Below are 586 nucleotides of genomic sequence, written 5' to 3'. Positions count from 1 at the left end.
ACGTCTTAATTCTTTAACTTTGCATTGTTGTCACGTTTGAACATTCATTCTAACATGACGTTTTAGATGTCTGACAAATCAAATTTATATTTGATTGTTTATTCAATGTGTAGTTTTCAAGGTACAAACTTGACTGTTATTCGGTTTTTACCGTGTTAATCAGTCATTCCATACTAACAATCACTTGTTAATATCGAATCACTGGTTAACTTATTGAAAGATTTTACCCTCTCAATAATCGTTGTCCAGTAAAATCTATATAAACAGTTGTTACTGTCTTATGAACTTTACTTTATTATAATCTGGCAGCCACCTACTCTCCCATACCGTCTCCAGTATAGTACCATCGGCCGTCTAAGCCTTAACCATCGTGTTCGAGATGAGAACGGGTGTGTCCCTAAGACGCATCGCCACCAGAAATTTTAATAACTCAATAATAAAACAACCCTTACTTCTTCATTCCTTAGAAAGGAGGTGATCCAGCCGCACCTTCCGATACGGCTACCTTGTTACGACTTCACCCCAGTTATTGATCCTGCCTTCGGCAGCTCCCTCCTTACGGTTGGGTCACTGACTTCGGGCATTA

Annotated in this window: 2 rRNA genes; both read right to left on the bottom strand. The window is 38.9% G+C overall.

What is annotated here, in order from left to right:
* Positions 1 to 300 precede the first annotated feature (300 nt).
* A 5S ribosomal RNA gene (gene rrf / locus HBB17_RS08180) occupies positions 301 to 418 on the bottom strand.
* Positions 419 to 467: 49 nt separating this feature from the next.
* A 16S ribosomal RNA gene (locus HBB17_RS08175) occupies positions 468 to 586 on the bottom strand; the annotation flags it as partial.

The sequence above is a fragment of the Anaerosporobacter faecicola genome (genome assembly GCF_012070565.1).
GTDB classification, from domain to species: Bacteria; Bacillota; Clostridia; order Lachnospirales; family Lachnospiraceae; genus Anaerosporobacter; species Anaerosporobacter faecicola.
The sequence above is the reverse complement of the archived record's forward strand: the minus strand, read 5'-3'. Positions and strand labels throughout refer to the sequence as shown.